Annotated in this window: 17 protein-coding genes; 4 read left to right on the top strand and 13 right to left on the bottom strand. The window is 70.0% G+C overall.

The features are described 5' to 3' along the window. Positions 1-5: 5 nt before the first annotated feature. The gene (locus BO221_RS09135) at positions 6-1,742 is read left to right on the top strand and encodes a serine/threonine-protein kinase (protein ID WP_073559993.1); all 1,737 of its coding nucleotides are present in this window, start codon (positions 6-8) and stop codon (positions 1,740-1,742) included. Between the two features lie 19 nt (positions 1,743-1,761). Here the strand turns inward: BO221_RS09135 and BO221_RS09130 are convergent, their stop codons facing one another. From BO221_RS09130 to BO221_RS09110, 5 genes are all read right to left on the bottom strand, one after another. Beyond that, on the bottom strand, positions 1,762-2,361 hold the full coding sequence (locus BO221_RS09130) for a ClpXP protease specificity-enhancing factor SspB (protein WP_073559992.1): 600 nt from the start codon (positions 2,359-2,361) through the stop codon (positions 1,762-1,764). A 30-nt stretch (positions 2,362-2,391) separates the two neighbouring features. Continuing rightward, positions 2,392-2,874, bottom strand: a complete 483-nt coding sequence (gene smpB, locus BO221_RS09125; RefSeq protein WP_073559991.1) for an SsrA-binding protein SmpB — start codon at positions 2,872-2,874, stop codon at positions 2,392-2,394. A gap of 13 nt (positions 2,875-2,887) precedes the next feature. Then, entirely contained in the window at positions 2,888-3,742 is an 855-nt protein-coding gene (gene panC / locus BO221_RS09120) for a pantoate--beta-alanine ligase (protein WP_073559990.1), read from the bottom strand. A 3-nt stretch (positions 3,743-3,745) separates the two neighbouring features. Next, on the bottom strand, positions 3,746-4,642 hold the full coding sequence (gene panB, locus BO221_RS09115) for a 3-methyl-2-oxobutanoate hydroxymethyltransferase (protein WP_073559989.1): 897 nt from the start codon (positions 4,640-4,642) through the stop codon (positions 3,746-3,748). Positions 4,643-4,809: 167 nt separating this feature from the next. Next, a complete protein-coding gene (locus tag BO221_RS09110) occupies positions 4,810-5,454 on the bottom strand; it encodes a deoxynucleoside kinase (RefSeq protein WP_073560285.1) in 645 nt (214 codons plus the stop codon). A gap of 203 nt (positions 5,455-5,657) precedes the next feature. Here BO221_RS09110 and BO221_RS09105 point away from each other — a divergent pair, with 203 nt between their 5' ends. Next, on the top strand, positions 5,658-5,936 hold the full coding sequence (locus BO221_RS09105) for a hypothetical protein (protein ID WP_073560284.1): 279 nt from the start codon (positions 5,658-5,660) through the stop codon (positions 5,934-5,936). Positions 5,937-5,940: 4 nt separating this feature from the next. Here BO221_RS09105 and BO221_RS09100 read toward each other — a convergent pair whose 3' ends face one another. From BO221_RS09100 to BO221_RS09075, 6 genes are all read right to left on the bottom strand, one after another. Then, the gene (locus BO221_RS09100; protein WP_073559988.1) at positions 5,941-6,339 is read right to left on the bottom strand and encodes a hypothetical protein; all 399 of its coding nucleotides are present in this window, start codon (positions 6,337-6,339) and stop codon (positions 5,941-5,943) included. Between the two features lie 59 nt (positions 6,340-6,398). Continuing rightward, complete coding sequence (rsmA, locus tag BO221_RS09095; RefSeq protein ID WP_073559987.1) at positions 6,399-7,229, bottom strand: 16S rRNA (adenine(1518)-N(6)/adenine(1519)-N(6))-dimethyltransferase RsmA; 831 nt, start codon at positions 7,227-7,229, stop codon at positions 6,399-6,401. An 18-nt stretch (positions 7,230-7,247) separates the two neighbouring features. Beyond that, on the bottom strand, positions 7,248-8,246 hold the full coding sequence (gene tsaD, locus BO221_RS09090; protein WP_073559986.1) for a tRNA (adenosine(37)-N6)-threonylcarbamoyltransferase complex transferase subunit TsaD: 999 nt from the start codon (positions 8,244-8,246) through the stop codon (positions 7,248-7,250). Positions 8,247-8,281: 35 nt separating this feature from the next. After that, positions 8,282-11,017 (bottom strand): response regulator, encoded by a 2,736-nt coding sequence (locus tag BO221_RS09085; protein WP_073559985.1) that lies wholly within the window; start codon positions 11,015-11,017, stop codon positions 8,282-8,284. Positions 11,018-11,245: 228 nt separating this feature from the next. Continuing rightward, positions 11,246-16,504 (bottom strand): J domain-containing protein, encoded by a 5,259-nt coding sequence (locus BO221_RS09080; protein ID WP_073559984.1) that lies wholly within the window; start codon positions 16,502-16,504, stop codon positions 11,246-11,248. A gap of 33 nt (positions 16,505-16,537) precedes the next feature. Continuing rightward, entirely contained in the window at positions 16,538-17,041 is a 504-nt protein-coding gene (locus BO221_RS09075; protein ID WP_073559983.1) for a tRNA (cytidine(34)-2'-O)-methyltransferase, read from the bottom strand. 17 nt (positions 17,042-17,058) lie between these two features. Between BO221_RS09075 and BO221_RS09070 the strand changes: the two genes are divergently transcribed. Next, positions 17,059-17,415 (top strand): DUF192 domain-containing protein, encoded by a 357-nt coding sequence (locus tag BO221_RS09070; RefSeq protein WP_073559982.1) that lies wholly within the window; start codon positions 17,059-17,061, stop codon positions 17,413-17,415. Positions 17,416-17,539: 124 nt separating this feature from the next. After that, a complete protein-coding gene (locus BO221_RS09065) occupies positions 17,540-18,304 on the top strand; it encodes a Stp1/IreP family PP2C-type Ser/Thr phosphatase (protein ID WP_073559981.1) in 765 nt (254 codons plus the stop codon). 3 nt (positions 18,305-18,307) lie between these two features. Here the strand turns inward: BO221_RS09065 and BO221_RS09060 are convergent, their stop codons facing one another. Both BO221_RS09060 and BO221_RS09055 read right to left on the bottom strand, forming a co-directional pair. After that, positions 18,308-19,336 (bottom strand): nucleotidyltransferase family protein, encoded by a 1,029-nt coding sequence (locus BO221_RS09060; protein ID WP_073559980.1) that lies wholly within the window; start codon positions 19,334-19,336, stop codon positions 18,308-18,310. Between the two features lie 21 nt (positions 19,337-19,357). After that, the gene (locus tag BO221_RS09055) at positions 19,358-20,395 is read right to left on the bottom strand and encodes an aminoglycoside phosphotransferase family protein (protein ID WP_073559979.1); all 1,038 of its coding nucleotides are present in this window, start codon (positions 20,393-20,395) and stop codon (positions 19,358-19,360) included. Between the last annotated feature and the right edge of the window lie 96 nt (positions 20,396-20,491).

Below are 20,491 nucleotides of genomic sequence, written 5' to 3'. Positions count from 1 at the left end.
AACACATGAACGAGTCCCGCTACCGGCTGCTGCGCCCACTGGCCATGGGGGGCATGGCGGAGCTGTTCCTCGGCGTGGCGCGCGGCGCGCAAGGCTTCGAGAAGTCCGTGGCCATCAAGCGCGTCCTGCCGCACCTGGCCAGCGAGCCCACCATCGCGCAGATGTTCCTCGCCGAGGCCCGGCTCGCCACCCACCTCCAGCACCAGAACATCGCCAGCGTCTACGACGTGGGCACCAGCCCCGAGGGGCTCTTCATGGTGATGGAGCTGGTGGACGGCTGGGACGTGGGCGTGCTGCTGCGCCACGCCCACCGCCGCGGCCAGCGATTCCCTCCCCACCTGGTGGCCTTCATCGGCTCCCAGGCACTCGCGGGACTCATCCACGCCTACCGCCGCCTGAACAACGGCCGCCCCGTCCTCACCGCCCACCGGGACATCTCGCCCTCCAACATCCTCATCTCGCGCGAGGGCGAGGTGAAGGTGACGGACTTCGGCATCGCCCGCCTCGAGGGCGTGTCCACGGGCACCCTGCCCGGTACCTTCAAGGGCAAGCTCCCCTACGCCGCCCCCGAGACGCTGCGCGGCGAGCCGGCCAACGCCTCGAGCGATCTGTTCGGGCTCGGCATCGTCCTCTACGAGCTGCTCGCCGGACGCCACCCCTTCGGAGATGGCGCCGGAGACCCCATGGCCTTCGCGCTCGCCATCACCCAGCAGGAGCCCGCGCCCCTCACGGGCGTGCCCGCGCCGCTCGCCGCGGTGCTGGCTCGCGCCATGGCCAAGACGCCCGAGGCCCGCTTCCCCCGGCCCGAGGACATGGCCGAGGCCCTCGCCCGCTACCTGGCCCAGGCCGGGGAGCCCGCCACCTCCCAGTCCCTCGCCACGTTCATCGCCAGCCTCACCCCTCCCCTCACCCTCGTCGAGCGCGCACAGGCCTCGGAGTCCTCGGAGGCCAGCGGCTCCCAGCCGGGCGCCGTCGAGCCCACCGTCCGCCGGCCCTCGCTGTCCACCCGGGCCGCGAATCCCCCCTCCTTCGAGCTGCAGCATGAGAACGAGCAGGTCCCCGGCGGGCCCGCGCTCAGCATGAGCGGCCGGCTCGTCCTGCCCGCCGCCGAAGCTCCCGCCGCGCCCGGCTCCGCTCTCGCGCGCGTGTCCAACGGCGCGCCCAAGGGCGGGGAGTTCCGCTGCGCCCACTGCAACGCGCCCCTCGCCTCGGCCCATGCCCCGTGCGACCGCTGCGCCCGCGCGCTCGCCCCGGGACTCTCCTCCCTCGCCGAGGAGATCTCCTCGGTCCCCGCCACCCAGCCCACCTCACGGCGCTCGGTGCTGGACATGAGGGAAGACGAGCTGGAGCTGGAGGAGCGCGCCCCGAAGCAGGAGACGGCGTACGAGGAGCCCAAGGCCCGCATGCAGTGGGGACGCCCCCTGGCCATCCTGGCCACGCTCCTGCTGCTGGGCGGCGCCGCCGTGGTGGGCTACCCCTACCTCCGGTCCTTGTTCACCCGGTTCTTCTACTCGGTGACTCCCAAGCAGACCCTGCCGCTGCTCGTCTTCCAGAGCCTCCCCGAGGGCGCCACCGTCGCCGTGAACGGCGAGGTCATCGGCACCACGCCCCTCGTCCTCGACAACACCTACGTCACCGGCCAGAAGGTCCCCTTCCAGGTGACCCTCAAGGGCTACAGGCCCCGCAAGGGCACCTTCAAGGGCGGCGAGCCCGTGACGGTCGACCTCAAGCTCGAGCGCTGAGGCGCGGGAAGGCCCGCCCTCACTTCACCAGGCGCAGATGACCCCGGCGCGGTCCGGGCGGCGGCTCGTCCCGGGGCCCCTCGGCCTCGACGGGGCTCGGAACCGGGGCCGGTGCCGGCACGGGGAGCGGAGCCGGCGTGGGCGCCGGAGCCGGAACCGGAACCGCCGCCACGGGCTCGGGCGACTCGTCCTCCGGCCGTCCCACCTCGCGCAGCACCGCCCGGGGACGCTGCTCCACCGCCGGGGCCGGCTGCTCCGTCACGCTCTCCGGCACCTTCGTCGTCACCATCGTCTGCTGGAGGAGCTCGGCCGGCATGTCGTCCGGGTACATCCAGAACTCCTTCGTCAGGTGACTGGTGATCGCGAACAGCGCCGACCACGGCACCGCCACCTTGAAGCGGCTCCCCGAGAAACTCAGCGTGCAGCGCACGCCCCACTCGCCCACCGTCAGGTCCGGTGGATCGAACCGGTAGGACAGGTTGAGGCGCAGGTGCGACTCATTGCGCAGCGATGGCGGCACGAGCACCCCCGGACGGCGCGCGTCCAGGTGGATCATCACCATGCCCTTCTCGAGTGCGGCCAACAGCCGCGCCTTCTTCTCAGGACCTTTCTTGTCCATCGACGTGCGCTAGCGGACGAGGGGGGCGTTTCAGCGACGGCGCATCGCCCGGTCCATCTCCCGCTTGGTCTCCCGTTCCTTGATGTCCTGCCGTCGATCCTCGTGCGTCTTGCCCCGGCACAGCCCCAGCTCCACCTTCGCCCGGCCGTCCTTGAAATACAGCAGGAGCGGGATGATGGAATAGCCTCGCTCCCGAACCTTCGTAATCCACCGGTCGATTTCCTCGCGGTGCATCAACAACTTGCGGCCGCGAAGGGGCTCGTGGCTGAAAAAACTGGAGGGGTTGTAGACGCCGATGTGAGCGTTGAGCAGGAAGAGCTCGCTGCCCTTGGGCAGGGCGTAGGCGTCCGAGAGGTTGGCCGTCCCCGCCCTCAGTGCCTTCACCTCGCTGCCCGAGAGCGACAGGCCGGCCTCGACCTTCTCGTCCACGGTGTAGGCGGCGCGCGCCTTGCGATTCTCGGCGATGATTTTGATGCCGGACTCGCCCGTCCCGCCCTTGCCCTTAGCCGCCATACGCTCGCGTCCTCTAGCCTCCGATGGGCTGGTTGTCGATCAGCCGTGTGGAACCAACGAAGGCCGCTACCAACAGCCGCGCCGTCTGGCCCGGACTCACGGCCGGCAGCGGGGTCAGCGAGGTAGCGTCCACCAACTCGACATAATCCTCTCGAAGGCTCGCCGCCTCCAATTCGCGACGCACCGCGGCGACCAAAGCCGAGGTGTCGCGCGCCCCGCTCCGGCACAGCGCCTGGGCCGCCGCCAGCCCCCGCGACAAGGAGAGCGCCCGCTGACGCTCCTCGGGGGACAGGTAGGCATTGCGGGAGCTCATCGCCAGCCCGTCCGGCTCGCGCACGGTGGGCATGCCGATGATTTCAACTCCAAGGTTCAGGTCGCGCTCGAGGGCGCGGATGACCTGGAGCTGCTGGTAGTCCTTCTCGCCGAAGAGGGCGAGCTGGGGCTTGAAGAGGCACAGCAGCTTCGTCACCACCGTGGCCACGCCCCGGAAGTGGCCGGGCCTGCGCGCACCACACAGGCCCTGGCTCACCTGCTCCACATCCACATACGTCTGGTAACCCGGCGGGTACACCTCCGCCGGAACGGGGGCGAAGACGGCCTCCACTCCAGCGCTGGTGCACTTGGCCAGGTCCCCCTCCAGGTCCCTCGGATAACGCGACAGGTCTTCCTTGGGACCGAACTGGGTGGGGTTGACGAAGATGGAGGCCGCGACGACGTCCGCGCGCTGGCGTCCCTCGCGCATCAACGAGACGTGCCCCTCATGCAGGAAGCCCATGGTGGGCACCAACGCCAGGCGGCGGCCCGAGCGGCGGATGGACTCCGCCCACGCGGCGGTCTCGGCAACGGTACGAAGGACGAGCGGGGCCATGGGCTAGACCGGTGCTCCGTAGACGGGGCCCATCTTCTCCGGCTCGGCGGACGCGTCCGTGGGCTCCGGCGTGGAGGCCACGAGGCGGATGGGCTTGGACTTGAAGGAGTGCTCCTCGTCCGGGAAGGTGCCCGCGCGGACCTCGGAGAAATAGGCGCCCGCGGCCTCCATCATGGAGCCGTGGAGGTTGGCGAAGCGCTTCACGAACTTGGGCTTGAAGTCCGGGTTCATCCCCAACAGGTCGTAGCAGACCAGCACCTGGCCGTCGCAGTATTTACCCGCGCCAATGCCGATGGTGGGAATGGAGAGCCGCTGCGTCACCTGACGCGCCAGCTCCAGCGGCACGCCCTCGAGCACCAGCGAGAAACAGCCCGCGCGCTCCAGCGCGATGGCGTCCTCGAGAATCTTGCGCGCGGCGTCCTCGTCGCGGCCCTGCACCACGTAGCCGCCCATCTTGTGCACCGACTGCGGCGTGAGGCCCAGGTGGCCCATGACGGGGATGCTCGCACGGGTGATGGCGGAGATGACGTCGGCGAACTCGGCACCGCCCTCGAGCTTCACCGCGCCCACCCTGCCCTCCGACACCATGCGGCCGGCATTGCGCACCGCCTCCTCCACCGAGGCCTGGTAGCTCATGAAGGGAAGATCACCCACCACGAGCGCCCGCTTCGTCCCCCGGACGACTGCGGCCGAGTGGTACACCATCTGATCCATCGTGACGGGGAGCGTGGAGTCGTGACCCTGCACGACCATGCCCAGGGAATCTCCCACGAGCAGCACGTCCGCTCCGGCTTCATCGAAAACGCGGGCGAAGGTGGCGTCGTAGGCCGTGACCATGCAGATCTTCTGGCCGCTCTGCTTCTGGCGCTTCAGCGTGTGGATGGTGACCTTGTCCTTCACGGTTCACCTCCTCTTGGGGATAGGGGTTCAACGTCCTGCCGTGCATGCATGGACGCCTCTCGCCGTCCCCGAGGGGATCGCCGGAAGCGGCCACCGGTGACACTCTAACGCCCTCGAGAGCGCCGCGGGGGCTTCTCTTGAGGGCAGGCAGGCAGCCGAGCCCCTCTCTAGAGACGCTTGCCGCTGTGGGGGTGGTAGTGGTGGGTACCCTGACGCGCCCCGTCGATGGCGCCCATCAGCCCTTTGAGATCGTCCGGGTTGTGGACGAAGTCGATTTCCGAGGTGTCCACCACCAGCAGCGGCGTCTCCGTGTAGCGCGAGAAGAAGTCGTTGTAGGCGTGGACCAGCTCCGCCAGGTAGCCGGCGTCGAACTGGCGCTCGAACTCGCGGCCCCGCTTCTTGATGCGGTGGAGCAGCACGTCCAGGCGGGCCTGCAGGTAGATGACCAGGTCCGGCCGAGTCACCCGGGGGGTGAGGGCCTCGAAGACCCGCTCGTAGAGCGACAGCTCGTGCGAGCCCAGCGTCAGGCACGCGAAGATGCGGTCCTTGGCGAACAGGTAGTCGCTCACCGTCACCGAGTTGAACAGGTCCGGCTGGAAGAGCTCCTGCTGCTGCTGGAAGCGCGAGAGCAGGAAGAAGATCTGCGTCTGGAAGGCGTACTTCTGCCGATCCTCATAGAAGTGGGCGAGGAAGGGATTCTCCTCGTATTTCTCGAAGACCCGCCGGGCGCCGAAACGCTCCGCGACGAAGTTGGAGAGACTCGTCTTACCGACGCCGATGGGCCCCTCGACCACGATGTAGCGGTTGTCCATCCGCTTCGAGACCTCCGACTGCACGAGACGCGCCCCGGCGTGGGTGATCCGGCCGGAACGGGGCGCGGAATAGAGCACGGGAGTGACGACCGGGCAATGATCGCGCTCCCCACCACCTCGCCACGCTTGACGGCCCGATGAGCGTCCACTACCAGGGACGCACGCGCGGTGCGGAAAACGCCAACGCGCGGGGACCGAGGGAGATGAATCGACGGCAGCGGGCGAAGACGGTCATCGAGCTGGAGCCACGCCGGGCCACGTCCACCGAGACGTCTCCGACCCGGGCCGTGGAACCGGATCCACTCTACGGCGTGGCCCTCCTCAAGACGGCCCTGGAGCTCAAGCGCCGGAAGGACGGGACCCCGGAGGAAATCCTCCGCGGCGTGCTGGCCCGCATGCGGCTGTCCGAGGACGAGTTCCGCGAGTGGCTGTCGCAACAGGGCGGACTGGCCAAGCTGCTCGGCGGCGGCGGCGGGACCTGAGCCCCTAACGCGCGGCCACCCATCGCTGGAGCGCCGCGTCCACCGCGCTCCCGAGCGACTTGCAGAAGGCGTACTCGGTGCGCAACCGCTCCACGGGCGTGGCCGCCTCGAAGCGCCGCGTCCCGAAGAAGAGCGCGTACACCACCTTGTCGGCCACCTTCGAGCGGATGCCGAGGAACTCCCCCTGCACGTCCATCTGCGGCAGCAACATGCGATCCAACGAGCGGTAGACGCGGGCCATGTCCTGCGTCGCCCCCACGAAGGTCTTCTCGTCCAGGAGAGGAATCGAGCTCGGGTCGCCCCAACGCAGCAACACCACTCCGTCCGGGCGGGCGAACACCGCGTACACCACGCCGAAGCGGTTGAGCACCGGCTCCAGCTCCTCCATGGGCAGGGGTGTCATCAATCTTCTCCGAGCCGCTCTAGCGTTAACACCAGAGCGGGCCGGACGCCAAATTGCCGCTACCTCGTCACGGGGCCGAGCGCCCGCTCGATGGCGGCGAACTCCTCGGACGAGAGCGTCTCCGCGCGCCGCATCGGGTCGATGCCCGCCGTCTGCAGCGCCTGATGGAGCTGCTCGCCCGTGCCCAGCGACTTGTCCGACTTGAGCGAGTTGATGAGCGTCTTGCGGCGCTGGGCGAACCCCGCCTTCACCAGGCGGATGAAGCGCGCCCCGTCCACCACCGGCGCCAGCGGCGCGGGACGGCGGATCAGCCGCAGCACCGCCGAGTCCACCTTCGGCGGCGGATGGAAGCGGTGGGCGTCGATGTCGAAGAGGTTCTCCGAGGTGAAGTACAGGCCCAGGATGGCGGTGAGCAGGCCGTAGTCGCGCCCACCCGGCTCCGCCGCGAGCCGGTCCACCACCTCCTTCTGCAGGGTGAAGACGGCGCGCGTCACGTGCTCGCGCTGCTCCAGCACCTGGAAGAGGATGGAGCTCGTCAGGTGGTACGGAAGGTTGCCCGCGACCTTCATCTCGGGCACCCCCGCCACCTCGGCGAAGTCCACCGTGGCCGCGTTGCCATCCACCACGCGCACCCCGGGAATGGCCTCCTTCTCCAGGACGGCGATCATGTCCCGGTCCTTCTCCACCGCGGTCACTCGCGCGCCCGTGGCGGCGAGGAAACGCGTGAGGTGCCCCAGGCCCGGACCCAGCTCCACCACCGGCTCGCCCTCGCGCAGCTCCAGCGAGTCGGCGATGGCCTCGAGGATGTCCGGGTCCCCCAGGAAGTTCTGCCCCCAGCTGTGCTTGGCCCTCAGGCCGTGGCGCTGGAGGATGTCACGTGGCGTATCCACTCTCGGCTCCCTTCACCTTCACATGCGCCAGGCCGGGTCCGCGGACAGATTGAAGTCCCCGCGAAGTCCCCGGCGCCAGGCCTCGTAACCGGCCACGGCGATCATCGCGCCGTTGTCCGTGCACAGCCGCACCGGCGGCAGGTACAGATTCAGGTGGCGATCCTTCGCGCGCTCCAGGCTCAGCGAGCGCAACCGCGAGTTGGCCGCCACGCCCCCGCACACCACCAGGTTCTTCAGGCCCAGCCGGCGCGCCGCGGCGACGAACTTCTTCGACAGCGCGTCAGCCACGGCCTCCTGGAAGGAGGCGCACAGGTCCGCCAGCGCCTGGCCCTCGGGGACGCCGTGCTTGCGCACGTGCTGCGCCACCGCCGTCTTCAGGCCCGAGAAGGACCAATCGAAGTTCTCCGCCCCGGGCAGCGCGCGGGGGAAACGGATGGCCTCCGGGTTCCCCTTCTGCGCGAGCTGATCGATGGGCAGCCCGCCCGGGTACGGCAGGCCGAGGATGCGGGCCGTCTTGTCGTAGGCCTCGCCCGCGGCGTCGTCGCGGGTGCTGCCCACCAGCCGGTAGCGGCCGTAGTCCTGCACCTCGTAGAGGCTGGTGTGGCCACCGGAGACGACGAGCCCGAGGAACGGAGGCTCCGGCGCGTCCTCCAGCAGGCGGATGGCGAGCAGGTGCCCCTCGAGGTGGTTGGCTCCGACGAAGGGCTTGCCGGTGGCGAGGCTCAGAGACTTGGCCACCTGCACGCCCACCAGGAGCGCGCCGATGAGGCCGGGCCCGGAGGTGACGGCGATGAGGTCCACGTCATCGAGCGTCTTGTTGGCGCGGGTGAGGGCCTCGTGCAGCACGGGCATGACCTGAACCACGTGGTTGCGGCTGGCCAGCTCCGGCACCACCCCACCCCAGCGCCGGTGGATGTCCACCTGGGTGGAGACGACATCGGAGAGCACGCGCCGGCCGTCCTCCACGAGGGCGGCGGCGGTCTCATCACAGGAGGTTTCGATTCCGAGTACGAGCAAAGGGCGTCCTCTCTACCAGGAGCCCGCCGCCACGCCTACTGTCCGAGCGACTTGAGCGCGGCGCGCACGTCGTTGGCGTATTGGCCGTTGGGCTCCAACGAGAGATAGCGCTTGTAGGCGTCGATTGCCTTCTTGTCCTGCTGGACCATCTGCCGGCCCATGCCCAGGCACAGCCAGGCGTGGGCGTTGTTGGGCTGGTCCTTCAGCGCGTCCTCCAGCAGCTTGACGGCCTCGCGGTAGCTCGAGTCGCTGCGCACCAGGGAGATGCCCAGGCCCGCCTTGGCCTCGGCCGAGTCCGGCTTGAGGTTGAGCGCCTTGCGGTACGAGAAGGACGCCGACTTGTAGCGCCCGGCCGACATGAGCTTCTTCGCCTGGCGCGTCAGGTTGGCGTACTGGGCCTCGGGGCTCAGCTGCTGCGCCGCGGGCTGCTCCGGCTCGTCGTCCTTGCCATCATCCTCGGCGGCCGGAGTGCCGTTCGCCGCCACGGCCGGCGTCCCAGTGGCATTGGGAGGCGTCCCCGCATCGGCCACGGCCGTCTGGGCCGCGGTGGCCGGCGTCTCGGGCGGCTTCGTCTCGGGCGGCTTCGTCTCCGGAGCCTTCGCCTCGGGGGCCTTGTTCTCGGGCTCCGGCGCCTTCACCTGCTCGGTGGGCGCGGGCTTCGGCGCGGGCGGAGGCGTGGGCTTGTCCGAATCACCCGACTGCGAGAACACCACCACCGCGGCCACCGCGGCGATGGCCACGATGCCTCCGATGATGATGCCCATCCGGTTCGGCTTCGGCTGCTGCTGCGCGTTCTGCACGCCGGCCGAGGGCGTCTTGGACGGCGGGGTGGGCCGGGGCGACACCGGACGCGGCTTGGGATCATCCGCCACGGGCTTGCTGGCCTGCGGCGCGGGCTTGGGCTCCGGCTTGGGCGTCTCGACGGGCCGGGGCTGCTCCACGGGCTTGGAGACAACGGGCTCGGAGGGCGCGACGGGTGCGGGCGTGGGCGCGGGCGCGCCATGACCCGGGTACGGCGGCAGCGCGAGCTGCTGGGGCTTCTCGGCCGGAGCCTCCGCGGGCTTCTCGACCGGAGCGGGCGTGGGCGCGGGCGCGGGCGGAACGGGAATGATGGGCTTCGCGGCCGACACCAGCGTCACCTCCTCGGCCGGAGTCGCGGGCTCCGGAGGAGGCACTGGCGGAAAAGGATTGGGGCCCACGGCGGCCCCGCCGAAGATGGGGCCTCGCGAGGACGCCGACGCATCCACCGGGGCCGCGGGAGCGGACGGGGACGCGGGGGACGCGGAAGGCGAGGAGGCCGGTGCGCTGGCGGACGTCGAGGCACGAGGCGCCGGAGACCAACCCGGACCCCAACCTCCCGCCGAGCCGAGGCCATCCACGTCCACCCGGCTCCAGTCGAGCAGCAGGCTGCGCCGCTCCAGCTCCTTGGCGCGGTGGGCCGGCGCCGGCTCCACGAGGAACGACGAGCCCTCGGCCGAGCGCGGCGGCGCGATGATGTCCGTCTCGGGGACGTTCGACGCTCGCTTCCTGGACTCGAAGACGACGACGTTGGCGAGCTGCCGCGGCCGATCCTCACCGGACTCGGACTCGGAAGCGGCCAGCGAGGGAGCCACCGGCTCCGGCTCGGTCACGGCATCCACCAGCGGCAGCTCGGGCTCCGACTCCTCCGGCTCGGCCGCGGCCACGGGCGCGGGCTCCGCCACCGGCTCGGGCGTCACCACGGGGGCCACGGGCTCCGGCGCGGGCTCGGCCGGGGCGCTCGGCGCTGGCGCGTTGTGCAGCCACTCCTCGATGCCGGGCTTGCCACTCTGCACCGGCGCCTGCGAGACGCTGCCCAGCTCGCGGATGAGGCCCTCGAAGTACAGCTTGCTGATGATGCCCAGCGCCGCCAGGTCATCGAAGTCCGAGTCCTCCACCACCCGGCTCAGGCTCCGCTTGCCATCGAAGAGGCGCAGCAGCCCGTTCACCTCGTCCGGAATCTCCGAGAGCCGGTCCGCCAGCTGGTGGTAGTCGATCTCGAACACCGTCTCCAGCGGAGGCAGCTGCTCGAGCATGCGGCCCCACTCGTCCAGGCGGCGCATGCCCTCCATCAGCAGGCCCTGGGTGGAGACCTCGATGCGCTCGGGCCGGTCCAGCGCGGTGAACTGGACCTCGAACTCGCCCTCGGTGGCGTTGAGCAGACGGTAGAAGGCGTTCTCGCCCTTGAGCCGCCCCATCTCCGCGTCGATGACGCGGCCTTCCTTGAAGTAGATGGTGGCGACGCGCTCGCCCTTGATGGAGATGTTGCCCGTCTTGCGGCCGATCTCGAACGTCTGGACCAGGTCCACCACGCCCATGTCGGCCAGGTTGCCCGCGAACCCGCCCTTGGTCGTCTCCCGCCGCTCGATCTTCTCCTTGTCCGCCTTCTGGAGGATCATCGTCACGCGGGTGACGATCTCTTTGATGTAGATGGGCTTGGTCAGGTAGTCGTCGCCCCCGAGCTCCAGCCCCTTCACCTTCGCCTCGACCGCCTTCTGGTTGGTGAGGAAGACGTAGGGGATGTGCTTGAAGCGCTCGTCCGACTTGAGCGTCTTGCACAGCTCGAAGCCGTCCATCTCCGGCATCTTCGTGTCGGCGAGCACGAGGTCCGGCGGGCTGATCTGCACCTTCTCGAGCGCGTCCTTGCCGTGGATAGCCGTGGTCACGGAGAAGCCGGCCTTCTTCAGGCTGACCTCCATGACACGGAGACTCTTCGGGTCACCATCGACCAGGAGCAGGTGCTGCTTGGCCACGTTCGAATGCCTTTCGCTGCGCGCGGAGAAGAGTGCGGATGATCATGCCCGCTCTCCAGGCATGTCAATGGCGGAGGGAGCCGGGTTCTCGTCTGGAGCCCGGGGGGACGGGCACCCTTCCCACCCGTACGGGCCCCTCGCCCGGCACCCGGCCAGGCGGGCGGTATTCCGGGGAAAGCCCGGCTCTACCCCCAGGGATGGCTGGAGGTCCAAACGAACCGGAGGCGATCAACCGAAAAGGCCGCCCTTCTTGTTGGAGGGAGGCGGATTCTTCTTGCGCATCTCGATCAGGCGCAGCTCCTGATTGGCCTCGAGGTGCTTGGGGTTGGCGCGCACCGCCTCGCGGAAGTGGCGCTCGGCGCGGGCCATGTCGCCCTCGACGCGGGAGATGACGCCGAGCTGGTAATGGGCCCGATCACAGTTCGGGTCCAGCTTGAGCGCCTCGGCCATCATCTGCTTCGTCTTGGGGATCTCGGCCTTGCGCTGGGGGTCCATGTAGATGGCCCACGCCCGCGCGGCGAGGTACACCGCCTTGGGCTCGGCGTTGTGGGCGCGCTCGAAGTGCTCGGCCGCGGCCACGAAGTCCCGCTTGCGGAAGAAGACCTCGCCCATCTTGAAGAGATCGTTCGGATCGACGCCCGCGGGCCGGGTGCTCGCCGGCGACGCGCTCTTGGTGCGCAACTCCTGGAGGTAGGCCACGCGCTGAGCGTCGTTGTAGAGGACCTCGTAGGAGTCGCGGATGGCCTCGAAGACGGCGGTCATCTTGGGCGCGAGCGCGGAGAGCGCCGGGGGCAGGCGGTCCGGGTGGAAGCGCTTGGCGAGCCCGAGGAACGCGGCCTTCACCTGATCCTTCTTCACCTCCGGATCGATGGGGAGACCCAGCGTGGTGAAGTGCTCGCGCTTGGATTGCAGCTCCTCGTAGCGCTTCTCGATTGTCTGCGCGAGCTGGGCCAGTTGCTGCTCCTCGGTGAGGACCTGAGGAGGAGCGCTGGGAAACAGCACGGGCGGAGCCGCCTGGGCTGGAGCGGGGCGGGAACCGAGCTGCGCGGCCCGCTGGAGCAGGGCCTGGCGACGGGCCTTCGCGGCCTCGTCGGAGGGCTCATCCGCCAGGTCATCCTCGCCGGCGTTCAGGTCGTCCCACGCGTCGGGAGCGCTGGCGTCGCGAGCCTGGGCCGGGGCGGCTGGTGCCGGAGCTGGCGCTGGCGACGGGGGCGCGGCCACGGGGGTGGGCGCGATGACAGGTGCGGCCGGCGCGGCAGCGGCCTGGGGGACGTCCGTGCTGGCGAGGGACTCCAGCTGGGCATCGACCTGCTGGAACGCGGCCTCGAAGGAGGCGTTGATGTCGCCAGCGACCTCGACGGAGGGGGCATTGTCGAAGGCCATGCCCCAGAGGTCGTCGTCCCCCGAGGGACGAGCCGCGTCGGGCCCCAGCTTGAGCGGCTGCATGGGGGCGGGAGCGGCCGTGGCAGCGGGAGCGGCGGGAGGACCAGAGCGGGACGACAGGTTCGGCGGAACGGAAGACGCCGGAACGGAAGACGCCGGAGCAGCCGGAGCCGGAGCGCTGGTGACAGGCGCCGGCCCGCGAGCCGCGGGAGCCTGCGCGCTGGCCGCGGGCGAACGGAGGCCCGGAGGAACGGGAGCCGGCGCACCGGCCGCGGGCGAACGGAGGCCCGGAGGAACAGCGGCCCGAGGAGGCGCGGCGGGCGGCGGGCGCGCGGCCATGGGAGGAGCGGCGGGCGCTGGAGCCACGGGGACGGGCGCGGCGGGAACAGGCGTGACGGGGGCGGATACGACGGGAGCAGGCGGCTCGGAAGCCACGAGGTCGCCCCAGTCGAGATCGGCGCTCAGCTCATCCGCCGCCACCTGGGAGGACGGAGCAGCGGACGCGGTGGCCACGGGCGCGGGAGCTGGAACGGGCTCCTCGATGAGCCACGGCTCGGGAGGAGGAGCCCCGGCCCGCCGCATCGCCTCCTGCATGTCCTGCATCAACGCGGCATCGGCCTGCTCGCGCGCGAGGCGGAGGCCCTCCGTGTCCTCCTGAACGGGCAGCTCCGCGGTGCGCTCGGCGGGGGGAGCGTCGAACCACACCTCGGAAGCGGGCGCGACCTCGGAGAGAGAGGCCTCGGACCGGGAGTCGGTCCGCATGCCCGCCGCCACGGAGGCAGCGGCGGTTCCCGTGAGATAGCTGACCCCGGACGGATGCGCGGGCACCAGGGGCTCGCCCGGCGCTCCGGTGAAGATCAACTCGCCATCCTGCAACTCGGCCGCCTCGGCGATGAAGGCCACGTCCGAGAGCTGGGAGACCTCGTTGACGCGACGCTGCTCGGCGAAACGCTGCTGCTCGGCGAGGCGCGCGGCCTCGGCGAGGCGAGCCTCTTCGGCCAGCCGCGCCTCCTCCAGGCGACGATGCTCCTCGGCGAGGCGAGCCTCTTCGGCCAGCCGCGCCTCTTCGGCACGCCGGGCTTCTTCTTCCGCCAGAAGCCGCGCCTGCTCGGCGAGGCGGGCCTCCTCGGCGAGGCGGGCCTCCTCGGCGGCACGACGCGCCTCTTCGGCCAGTCGCGCCTCCTCCGCCAACCGGGCCTCTTCGGCCAGTCGGGCTTCCTCCGCGCGGCGTGCCTCTTCCTCCGCGAGCCGACGAGCCTCTTCGGCCAGCCGTGCCTCTTCCGCGAGACGCGCCTCTTCCGCTAGCCGCCGCTCCTCGGCGAGGCGAGCCTCTTCGGCCAGCCGTGCTTCTTCGGCGAGGCGAGCCTCTTCCTCTGCCCTGCGACGGGCTTCCTCAGCGAGTCTGGCCTCCTCGGCGAGGCGAGCCTCTTCGGCCAGCCGTTGCTCCTCCGCGAGGCGAGCCTCTTCGGCCAGTCTGGCCTCTTCAGCAAGCCGAGCCTCCTCGGCGAGCCGCCGCTCCTCCGCGAGGCGAGCCTCTTCGGCCAGTCTGGCCTCTTCAGCAAGCCGAGCCTCCTCGGCCAGCCGCCGCTCCTCCGCGAGTCGCGCCTCTTCGGCCAGTCTGGCCTCTTCAGCAAGCCGAGCCTCCTCGGCCAGCCGCCGCTCCTCCGCGAGACGAGCCTCCTCTTCCGCGCGGCGACGGGCTTCTTCGGCGAGTCTGGCCTCTTCGGCCAACCGTGCCTCTTCCGCGAGCCGTTGCTCTTCCGCGAGGCGAGCCTCTTCGGCCAGCCGTGCCTCCTCCGCGAGACGAGCCTCTTCCTCTGCCCGTCGACGAGCTTCTTCGGCGAGTCTGGCCTCTTCGGCCAACCGAGCCTCTTCCGCGAGCCGTTGCTCTTCCGCGAGGCGAGCCTCTTCGGCCAGCCGTGCTTCCTCCGCGAGACGAGCCTCCTCCTCCGCACGGAGACGGGCTTCTTCAGCCAGCCTGGCCTCCTCGGCCAGCCGGGCCTCCTCCGCGAGGCGAGCCTCTTCAGCCAGTCGCGCTTCTTCCGCGACCCGTCGCTCCTCGGCAAGACGCGCCTCTTCCGCCAATCGCGCCTCTTCTTCCGCGCGACGACGGGCCTCTTCAGCGAGTCTGGCCTCTTCGGCCAACCGTGCCTCTTCCGCTAGGCGCGCCTCCTCGGCGAGTCGGGCCTCCTCGGCCAACCGAGCATCTTCTTCCGCGCGGCGGCGGGCTTCCTCGGCGAGACGAGCCTCTTCGGCCAGTCGCGCCTCTTCCGCAAGGCGCGCCTCTTCCGCTAGCCGCTGCTCCTCGGCGAGGCGAGCCTCTTCGGCCAGTCGCGCCTCCTCCGCGAGCCGTCGCTCCTCGGCAAGACGCGCCTCTTCGGCCAGCCGTACCTCTTCCTCCGCGCGGCGACGGGCCTCTTCGGCCAGTCGGGCCTCCTCGGCAAGGCGAGCCTCTTCGGCCAGCCGCGCCTCTTCCGCAAGCCGTCGCTCCTCGGCAAGACGCGCCTCTTCCGCGAGACGAGCCTCCTCCTCCGCACGGAGACGGGCCTCTTCCGCGAGTCGCGCCTCTTCAGCAAGCCGTCGCTCCTCGGCAAGACGCGCCTCTTCGGCCAGCCGTGCCTCTTCGGCCAGCCGTGCCTCTTCCTCCGCACGGAGACGGGCCTCTTCAGCAAGTCGCGCCTCTTCGGCCCGCCGTGCCTCTTCCGCGAGACGAGCCTCCTCCTCCGCACGGAGACGGGCTTCTTCAGCGAGTCGCGCCTCTTCGGCCAGCCGCACCTCTTCCGCGAGCCGTCGCTCCTCGGCAAGCCGAGCCTCTTCGGCCAGCCGCGCCTCTTCCGCGAGCCGTCGCTCCTCGGCAAGCCGAGCCTCTTCCGCCAGTCGCGCCTCCTCCTCTGCGCGGAGACGGGCTTCTTCGGCGAGTCTGGCCTCCTCGGCGAATCTGGCCTCTTCGGCCAGTCGCGCCTCTTCTTCCGCTCGACGACGGGCCTCTTCAGCGAGCCTGGCCTCTTCAGCCAACCGCGCTTCTTCGGCGAGTCTGGCCTCTTCCGCACGACGTGCCTCTTCGGCCAATCGTGCCTCTTCGGCGAGGCGAGCTTCTTCCGCCAGGCGGCGAGCCTCTTCGGCCAGCCGTCGTTCCTCGGCCAGTCGAGCCTCTTCGGCCAGCCGTCGCTCCTCGGCGAGGCGAGCCTCTTCGGCCAGTCGGGCCTCTTCCGCCAGCCGTGCCTCCTCGGCGAGGCGAGCTTCTTCCGCGAGCCGTGCCTCCTCGGCCAGTCGAGCCTCTTCGGCCAGCCGCGCCTCTTCCGCCAGCCGTGCCTCTTCGGCGAGTCTGGCCTCTTCCGCCAACCGAGCCTCCTCGGCCAGCCGTGCCTCTTCTTCCGCCCGGAGCCGAGCTTCTTCCGCCAGCCGTGCCTCTTCGGCGCGCCGCGCCTCCTCGGCCAATCGCCGGGCCTCCTCCTCGCGCCGGGCCTGCTCCCGGGCCTCCCAGGCCTCGATGGACAGCGACTCGACGAGGCCCTCGCGCTCGAGGACGTGGAGCAGCACCTCCTGGGCGGGCGTCAGCCCGTCCAACCGCTGGAACTCCGCCAGCTTCAGCAGGAGGGCCATCTCCTCCGCGCTGGCCACCCACGGAGCGCACAGCCCCGGATCCTCGCAGCGGTACATTCGAGACTCGGGAGCCTCGGAACCCGCGGGCTCGAGGGCGGCGCGCACGACGCGCGTCCCCGGAATGGGGCGGAACATCTCCTCCACCCCGCCCTCCTCGAATGCGGCGTGCTCGGCCAGCTGGCTCAACCGCCGCACCTCGGCGAGCACCTTCTGCTCCGCCACCGCGTCCGGCGCCAGCCCGAGTTCCTCCAGCAATTCCTCGTCCGGCGAGCCCGCGCTCTCCCGGGCCCACAGCGCATCCAGCAACCCGGCGCGGATGCGCCCGGCCTGCATCAGCGCCTGCACCGGTGTCTGGAAGCCGAAGCCGAGCCTCGTCCCCACCAGGTCACCCCCCTGGAGGAACAGCAGCGCTTCTCTCCCTCCGGCGTGCAGCGTGAGCCGGCCGGTGGAGCGGGACTTATGGGCGGAGTACAGCGTTTCGGCGACCTGCGAGGGGGGCATGCGGCCCCCAGTGTAGTCCTTCCGCCCCTCCCCTCAACTCGGCGTGCCCGCCCGCCCGGCCGCTGCGCCGAATTGCACCTGTCTCAGGGCCTCATAGGCCGCGATTCCCACCGAGGTGGACAGGTTGAGGCTGCGGCGCTCGGGCAGCATGGGGATGGTGACGGCCGTGCCCGAGCCTCCCCCGATGATCTCCTGCGGCAGCCCCTGGGTTTCCGAGCCGAAGACGAGGTGGTCCCCCTCCTCGAAGCGGGCCTCATACAGGGATGTAGCGGCGCGGGCGGAGAACAGGAAGCGCCTGGCCGAGGGCCATTCGGCCAGGTAGGCGTCGTAGTCCGGGTAGAGCTTCAGGAAGACCTTGTCCCAGTAGTCGAGCCCGGCGCGCTTGAGGTGGCGGTCATCGATGGAGAAGCCGAGGGGCTCCACGAGGATGAGGCGGCACCCGGTGACGGCGCACAGCCGGGCGATGTTCCCGGTGTTGGGGGGAATCTGGGGGGAGACGAGGACGAGGTGGAAGGGGCGCGCCAGGGGCTGGAGCATGGGGTAGAAGGCGCTGCATGCGCCTGAAGGTGAACAATGTGACACGGGAGCGGCTGTTGGCGGACCGTGCCGAGCTGGCCGAGTCCTTCGCGGACCGGTTCGTGGGGTTGATGGGCCGCAAGTCGCTGGCCTTCGGGGAGGGGCTGCACATCGTTCCCTGCAACTCCATCCATACCTTCTTCATGCGCATCCCCATCGACGTGGCCTTCCTCGACCGGGACGGGGTCATCGTCAAGCAGTTCGTGGCCCTGCCCCCCTGGCGGGCGACCTCGGTGTACTTCCAGGCCAAGTCGGTGCTGGAGCTGCCGGCGGGGGCCCTGCAGGCGAGCGGCACCCGGGAGGGGGACCGGCTCGTCTTCGAGCCGGTGGTTTGAACCCCGAATGGGAGTGAACAGACCAGCCATCCGGGCTTCTGGGGTTTTGACCCCTTTCGTCGCGCTTTGTTAACCTGCCCCCCCGTCCACGGCACAATCTGGACACGTCGGAGACTCCGCGAGCATGCGCATCGAGGTTGCTGGCAACACCCACGTCGGGATGAAGCGGAACCACAATGAGGACAACTACCTCATTCTGACCGACGAGAACCTGTGCTGTGTCGCCGACGGGATGGGCGGACACTCTTCCGGGGAGATCGCCTCGAAGATCGCCGTGGAGGAGCTGGGCGAGTTCTTCCGGATGACGTCGAAGGACCAGGACGCCACGTGGCCGTTCAAGATGGACAAGGGCCGCAACTACGACGAGAACCGGCTGGCCACGGGCATCAAGCTGGCGAACAAGAGCATCTTCGACAAGGCCAGCTCGGACCAGAAGTACAAGGGCATGGGGACGACGATCGTCTCGGCGCACTTCACGGACTCGGCGGCGTATGTGGGGCACGTGGGCGACAGCCGCGTGTACTACTTCCGCCAGGGCGTGCTGCGGCAGGTAACGGAGGACCACTCGCTGCTCAACGACTACCTCAAGGCGAAGAAGCTCTCGCCGGAGGAGATCGAGAACTTCCCGCACAAGAACGTCATCGTCCGCGCGCTGGGGATGAAGGAGACGGTGCTGGTGGACGTGGCGAAGGTGGAGGTGCAGCCGGGCGACGTCTTCCTGCTGTGCTCGGACGGGCTGTCCGGCATGGTGACGGATCCGCAGATGCAGGACATCCTGTCGCGCACGACGGAGCTGGAGAAGGCGTGCTCCCAGCTCATCGACATGGCCAACGCGGCGGGTGGCAACGACAACGTCACCTGCGTGCTGGTGCGCTTCCACGGCAACTGAACGTCACGGGGTGAGGGGCGCGGGCACCCGGTGTGCCCCCCAGGCCATCACCTCGGCCAGCTCCTCACCCGGAGCAATCTCGGTCCCCTCCAGGATGGCGCAGCGCTCGAGCCGGGCTCCCGCGCCCACGCGGGCCTGCGCGCCCACGGACACGAACGCGCCCACGCGCACCCCCTCCCCCAGCGAGCACCCCGCGTCCAGGTGCGCCGGGCCCGTCACCTGGGCCCCACCCACGCGGGCGGACGGATTCGCCCAATAATTCCCCTGCGCACGCGGCGCCGGGACGAACGGTGAGTCCGTGCCCAGCCCCTCCAGCGGCACCTGCCCCGAGAGCACATCGCGCACGGTGGACAGGTAGCGCGAGGGCGTACCCAGGTCGGACCAGTACGAGCGCACCACCTCGCCGCGCACGGTGAGGCCCGCCTCCATCATCCGCACGTAGACGTCGCGGTTGATGTCCTCGGGGCCCTCGGGCGTCATGAAGTCGAAGACGCGCGAGGACATGATGTGCACGCCCGTGAAGTGCCAGGGTGACAGCCCCTCGCCTCCGGGACCGAATCTGGCGATGCGGCGCACGCGCTGCTGCGCGTCCATCTCCACCGCGGCGTACTTCTCGTTCTCCGGCATGGGCAGCAGCACCATGGTGGCCGCCGCGCCCGAGGCCCGGTGCGCCGCCACCACGGGACGCAGATCCACCGGGAACAGGATGTCCCCGTTGAAGACGATGAAGTCATCCCCCGCGAGGAAGTCGCGCAGGCCCCGGATGCCGCCGCCGGTGCCCTGGATGACGGGCTCGTGCACCACGTGCAGGGACAGGCCCACGCGAGCGCACTCGGCGCGGGCGGTGGACGCCATGACGTCCGGCAGGTGGTGGGTGTTGATGCCCACCGCCTGGACTCCCGCGGCCCGCAGCACCGCCAGGTGGTAGCGGAACAGCGGCTGCCCGAGGAACGGCATCGCCGGCTTGGGCCAACGCTCGGTGAACGGACGCAGGCGCGTACCCAGCCCCGCGCAGAGGACCATTGCCTTCATGTGCCGCCCCTCCCCTTCCTGTCAGCCCACCTCGGGCACGTACTTCGCGATCAGCTTCCGCAGCTCGCTCAGCTCCGGCCGCAGCTTGAACGCATCGCGCACGTAGCGCAGCGACGCGGGGATGGACACCAGGAAGCCCGGGTTGCCCTTCACGCGGTTGATGAACTCGAAGCGGCCCGCGTCCTTCAGCTTGCGCTGGATGGTGAGCAGATCGAAGAAGGCCTTGAAGGACTTCGGGTCGATGCGCTCACCCGTCACCTCGCCGAAGGTGGCGATGTACCGGTCCAGCATCGTGTCCACGAAGCCCCGGTCCAGCTCCACGTAGCTGTCGCGCAGCAGCGCCACCAGATCGTACTGGCGCGGGCCCTGGAGCGCGTCCTGGAAGTCGATGACCACCAGCTCGCCGTCCTTCATCATGATGTTGCGGCTCTGGTAGTCCCGGTGCGTGAACCCCCGGGGCGCGGCGGCCAGCTGCTTCGCGATGTCGCGGAACGTCCGGTCCAGCTCGGCGCGCTCGGAGTCGGTGGGCTTCTTGCCGCTCCACACCTCGAGGCCCCACTCGCGGAAGTGGTGGAGCTCCCAGTCGTACAGGTCCTCGTCGAAGGCCCGGGTGAAGGCGAGGCAGTCCGGGTCGGACAGACGCTCGGCCTGGGCGCGCATGCGGGCCAGCAGATCCACCGCGCGGGTGTAGAGGGCCTGGTTGTTCTTGCCACCCTCGAGCGCCGCCTCGAAGGTGACGTCGCTCAGGTCCTCCAGCACCATCATCCCGGCGGGCTCGTCGAAGCGCAGGATGCGCGGCACGCGGATGCCCAGCTTCTCCAGGTAGCGGTGGACGTTGACGAAGGGCAGCTCCTTGGGCGGCTCGCCCTTGGAGGCCTCCTCGCTCTTCTTCGAGGCATCCAGGGGCATCACCATGACCACCCAGCTCTCGGGGGCTGTCCCCACGCGGTAGTACGAGCGGTTGCTCGCATCACCCTTGAGCTTCTTGATGGGGGCCTGGGGCACGGGACGGCCGATGGCCTTCCCGACCTGGTCGCGAAGCGCGGCCTCGATTTCCATAAGTAGACGATTCTCCTGGGAGGTTCGTGAGAGGAGGCGCGGCAGTATGGGAGTGCGACTCTCCCGGGTCAAAGCTCCTGTGGGGGACCTTTCACG

The sequence above is a fragment of the Archangium sp. Cb G35 genome (genome assembly GCF_001896145.1).
In the GTDB taxonomy this organism is placed as follows: Bacteria; Myxococcota; Myxococcia; order Myxococcales; family Myxococcaceae; genus Archangium; species Archangium violaceum.
This window is presented reverse-complemented; position numbering and strand designations above follow the sequence as displayed.

Excerpts from the sequence above, each read along its gene's own strand:
- BO221_RS09135 (WP_073559993.1), top strand. The coding sequence starts at position 6 with ATGAACGAGTCCCGCTACCGGCTGCTGCGCCCACTGGCCATGGGGGGC.
- BO221_RS09130 (WP_073559992.1), bottom strand. The coding sequence starts at position 2,361 with ATGGACAAGAAAGGTCCTGAGAAGAAGGCGCGGCTGTTGGCCGCACTC.
- smpB (WP_073559991.1), bottom strand. The coding sequence starts at position 2,874 with ATGGCGGCTAAGGGCAAGGGCGGGACGGGCGAGTCCGGCATCAAAATC.
- panC (WP_073559990.1), bottom strand. The coding sequence starts at position 3,742 with ATGGCCCCGCTCGTCCTTCGTACCGTTGCCGAGACCGCCGCGTGGGCG.
- BO221_RS09110 (WP_073560285.1), bottom strand. The coding sequence starts at position 5,454 with ATGGACAACCGCTACATCGTGGTCGAGGGGCCCATCGGCGTCGGTAAG.
- BO221_RS09105 (WP_073560284.1), top strand. The coding sequence starts at position 5,658 with ATGAATCGACGGCAGCGGGCGAAGACGGTCATCGAGCTGGAGCCACGC.
- BO221_RS09100 (WP_073559988.1), bottom strand. The coding sequence starts at position 6,339 with ATGACACCCCTGCCCATGGAGGAGCTGGAGCCGGTGCTCAACCGCTTC.
- BO221_RS09080 (WP_073559984.1), bottom strand. The coding sequence starts at position 16,504 with ATGCCCCCCTCGCAGGTCGCCGAAACGCTGTACTCCGCCCATAAGTCC.
- BO221_RS09075 (WP_073559983.1), bottom strand. The coding sequence starts at position 17,041 with ATGCTCCAGCCCCTGGCGCGCCCCTTCCACCTCGTCCTCGTCTCCCCC.
- BO221_RS09070 (WP_073559982.1), top strand. The coding sequence starts at position 17,059 with ATGCGCCTGAAGGTGAACAATGTGACACGGGAGCGGCTGTTGGCGGAC.
- BO221_RS09065 (WP_073559981.1), top strand. The coding sequence starts at position 17,540 with ATGCGCATCGAGGTTGCTGGCAACACCCACGTCGGGATGAAGCGGAAC.
- BO221_RS09060 (WP_073559980.1), bottom strand. The coding sequence starts at position 19,336 with ATGAAGGCAATGGTCCTCTGCGCGGGGCTGGGTACGCGCCTGCGTCCG.
- BO221_RS09055 (WP_073559979.1), bottom strand. The coding sequence starts at position 20,395 with ATGGAAATCGAGGCCGCGCTTCGCGACCAGGTCGGGAAGGCCATCGGC.